The sequence below is a fragment of the Collimonas silvisoli genome (genome assembly GCF_018305005.1).
GTDB lineage: Bacteria > Pseudomonadota > Gammaproteobacteria > Burkholderiales > Burkholderiaceae_D > Collimonas > Collimonas silvisoli.
Genome location: NZ_JAGQEG010000185.1, coordinates 1 through 4,248 on the forward strand (window position 1 = coordinate 1; position 4,248 = coordinate 4,248).

General features: G+C 53.6%; 2 protein-coding genes and 1 pseudogene. All 3 read left to right on the forward strand.

Annotation, left to right across the window (positions count from 1 at the left end; genetic code table 11):
- Positions 1–187: 187 nt before the first annotated feature.
- Entirely contained in the window at positions 188–2,881 is a 2,694-nt protein-coding gene (locus KHU33_RS25615) for a TonB-dependent receptor (protein WP_329956126.1), read from the forward strand.
- 349 nt (positions 2,882–3,230) lie between these two features.
- Entirely contained in the window at positions 3,231–3,884 is a 654-nt protein-coding gene (locus tag KHU33_RS25620) for an energy transducer TonB (RefSeq protein WP_211468292.1), read from the forward strand.
- 68 nt (positions 3,885–3,952) lie between these two features.
- Positions 3,953–4,248: pseudogene (locus KHU33_RS25625) on the forward strand (MotA/TolQ/ExbB proton channel family protein); the annotation flags it as partial.

Sequence of the window (4,248 nt, forward strand, 5' to 3'; positions counted from 1 at the left end):
AAAATTAACAGTGAATGCTGTTGTTTTACACGCGAAAGAAATCTGTTTTTTTTGTCGTTGTTGTACAAAGATTTTTAACGCATCGCTCAGAAGGCGATTAACAAATCGTGTTTGATTTATTACAAAAACTTAAATTCAACTCTAACTTTTACCCATAGGGAGTTTGGTTATGATGAAGGAACGGGGATTGCCACGTTCGCTGCGACTGATGTTTTCGGGCGGCGTCGCTGTAGGGCTAGGTCTGTTGGCCCACTCAGTGCAGGCGCAGGAGACGAAGACGGACGATGCTCCACAACAAATGCAACGAGTCGAAATTACCGGCTCGTCGATTAAACGGATTGCGGCTGAAGGCGTATCGCCGATTACCGTTATCAAGGCCGACGATTTCACCAAAGTGGGATCGACTACAGCGGCTGAAGTCTTGTCCACTATTTCAGGCAACCAGACACAATTCAGTACAGCATCCAACGTTGGTGCAGGCAAAACTGTCGGCGCCGCCGCCGACTTGCGCGGCCTGGGCTCCAACAAGACACTGGTGCTGCTGAACGGCCGTCGGTTGGCCAATAGCGCGTTCGACGGCTCTGCGGTCGACCTGAACGTGATCCCAATTGCAGCCCTGGACCGCGTTGAAGTGCTGCGCGACGGCGCTTCTGCGATCTACGGTACCGACGCCATCGGCGGCGTCATCAACTTCATCACCACACGTTCATATACCGGCCTGAACCTGAGCGCTGAAGGCATCTTGCCTCAACAAGCCGGCGGCGCTGAAAAGCGTGTCAACCTGTCGGGCGGTATCGGCGACCTGGACAAGGATCGCTACAACTTCTTTGGCGTGATCGACTATCACACCCAAAACGGCGTGAAAGCCAGCGACCGTAATTTTTCGAAACTGGGTGGTCAGAATCCCGGTGTCGGCCTGAACGCCAGCAGCGGCAATTCCTATCCAGCCAATTTCACCGATATCAACTCCGGTGCAAGCGGCAATCCGTATGCAGGCAACTGCAGCTCCGTGTCGCCATTTGCGTTCAACCGGCGCGGCATTTGCCGTTACAACAGCCAGGCGAATATCGGCATCGTCCCGAAAACAGAAGAAATTGCGCTGCTCGGCAAAGGAACCTTCAAGCTGGATGCCGACAATACGGCATCGATTGAATACCTGCACTCGCAAAGCAAGGTCAAAACCTATATTGCAGGCGACGTATTTGCCGGCGACGTCAGCGGCACCAGCAGCGACTATTACATCACCAACAGTAGCCCGTTCTATCCTGGCAATGGCATTACTCCAGCCAACGCCAACGCGAGCGGCGGCCCGTTGTCGCTCAACTGGCGCTCGCAAGAGGCCGGTCAGCGCGTGACTGAGTCGAAGAACAGCACCGACCGCTTGCTGCTTAGCCTGGAAGGCAACAAGTTCGGCTGGGACTACAAGACCGGTTTGTCCTACTCGGTGAGCAAGGCGGAAGACAATCTGGCGGGCGGTTACCTGAACAACGATATGGTCAGGGCCGGATTGCTGAACGGTGTCATCAACCCGTTTGGTCCGCAAACTGCAGCTGGTACCGCGTACCTGAAGAGCGCTCAGCTGTACGGTACCTATGAAGATGCACGTACGCAAACGACATCGGTCGACTTCACTGCCAGCCGTGAGCTGTTCCAATTGCCGGCCGGTGCGGTAGGCTTTGCGATCGGCGGTGAATTTCGTAAGGAAAAGGCAAACTTCAACGTTGACCATGCGCTGGCCGATCTGGATTCCAGCACCGGTTCGCAAGATGCCAAATCGTCTTCCGGCACACGTAACGTGAAAGCTGTGTTCACCGAGCTGAGCGTGCCTATCTTCAAGAGCCTGGAAGCGCAATTGGCAGCCCGCTACGATAGATACAGCGATGTCGGCGGCACTCTCAATCCTAAGGTCGGCCTGCGTTTCCAACCGGCTAAAGAGATCATGTTCCGTACTTCGTACAGCACTGGTTTCCGTGCACCGAGCTTGTATGAGCTGAATGATCCGAACTCGAAGACTTTCACCAACAGCGCTTATAACGACCCGGTCCTGTGCCCGGGCGGTAATGTTGCTGCAGGTGGCGTCGAAGCACGCGATTGCGGCCAGCAATTCTTCAAGCTGCAAGGCGGCAACAAGAATCTGCAACCGGAAAAATCGAAATCCTTCACGCTGGGTATGGTGATCGAGCCGATTCCGTCGGTGACAGCTTCTGTCGACTACTTCAACATCAAGATCAAGAACCAGATTTCAGTGGTTTCCGAAGGCGACATTTTCGCCGATCCGGTCAAATACGCGGCTAACTATGTGCGCAATGCGGACGGTTCGCTGAACTACGTCACCGATACCAACGTCAATCTGGGCAACGTCCATACGCAAGGTTTCGACCTTGGCTTTGCATGGCGCGCGCCTAAGACTGCATGGGGTAACTTCGGCCTGTCGCTGGATGGCACTTACGTCACCCAGTACGACTATCAATCTGCAGTTGGCGGCGCATACCTGAACAACCTGGCCGTCTATGGCGGCGGCGTCGGCACTGCCGGCGGCGTGGTGTTCCGCTGGCGCCATACTGCTACACTCAACTGGAGCCAAGGCCCATGGAGTGGAGTGCTGCAACAGGTGTATACAACAGGCTACCGCGATCAAAACGGTCCTAATGTTGTAACTGCCTACAAGAACCATCAAGTTGGCGATTACACCCGTTACAACCTGTCGGGCAGCTATACCGGCTTTAAGAACCTGACCTTGACTGCTGGCATCAAGAACCTGTTCAATACTGACCCACCGGCGTCCAACGTAACCGACAACTTCCAGTATGGTTACGATGCCCGTTACGGCGATGCTATTGGCCGTGCGTTCTTCGTCCGCGCCAACTATCAATTCTTCTAACAGCAGGATTTGATTGGCTTAAGCACTTTGCGTAAGCAGACCACCTGGGAAATTTTCCAGGTGGTTTTGGCTTTTCGGAATGCATAAGTTAGGCAAGATGTTTCTGCTGTTTTAGAAGTCATTGATGTAGTATTTGCGGACGCGCACTAAAGTGGGGAGGATGATCTGATATTTTTTGTTGGAGTAGCAATAAAAAATGTCTGATGATTTTCCTGGTACCGAATCATTTGCATTGCAGGCGCAGTTTGATTGGTACAATTTTTGCGTTATCGTAAATTGGCTAGTAGTTCACTCATCAGATTGCATGTGGTTTTAGCAATTGAATAATGTAGTATCGGAGGAAAGAGGCATGGATTTCACGCAGGATGGGAGGAACCCTTCCAAGAATGTAGTTGGCATCAGCGTGGTTGTTCTTCTGCATGTAGCTTTAGTTTATGCGTTGATTACAGGGCTGGCCCGTAAAGTTGTCGAAGTGATTCAGCAACCGGTCGAAACCAAGATAATCGAGGAGATCAAGCCGCCGCCACCGCCACCACCACCGGACAAGCCGGTACCGCCGCCGCCAAAATCGGTTGCGCCACCGCCACCGTTCGTACCTCCACCAGAGGTAAAGGTAACGCCGCCGCCACAAGAGAACGTGATTGCAGCTGTCACCAATGTCAAACCGCCGACCAACGATTTGCCTACTTCCGTGGCGCAGCCGTCCGCTACCGGTGAAGCAGGTCCTTCGCATACCAGCGCAAAAATTGCCGGTAATTGCGAAAAACCTGAATATCCGAGAACCTCGTTGCGTAATGAAGAAGAGGGTACGGTTACTGTCAAGCTGACAATTGGCACTGACGGTAATGTTGTCGATTCCACTGTTGAAAAGGGCAGCGGTTTCAAAGATCTGGACAGAGCCACAGTGAAAGCGTGGAGCTTGTGCCATTTCACCCCGGCCATGGCCGATGGTAAACCTGTGCAGTCAACGACAAAAATGCAGTATGTCTGGAAGCTCGAATAACCAAAGTGTAGAACCACTACCTTGTCAGTTATCCTAGCAATCTAATTTATAAAATTTGGAGTATTAGTATGTCTATCACTCGTAATCGCTTATCCGCCCTGGTTGCCGCCCTGATGATCTCCGCCGTGACGATCTCAGCTCCGCTGGCAGCCGTTGCCCAAACTCCTGCTGCTTCGGCCTCCGCCGAAGCGCCAACAGCCGCTGCAGGCACTGCCGCATCGGCGGCAGCATCTGCCACCCCTGTGGCCGACACCCCAACCCCGCCGCCAGCCCCGGCCGCCAAGGAAACCGTCGACAACCCCTACGGCCTGGACGCCCTGTGGAAAGGCGGCGACTTCGTAGCCCGCGGCACCCTGATCATCCT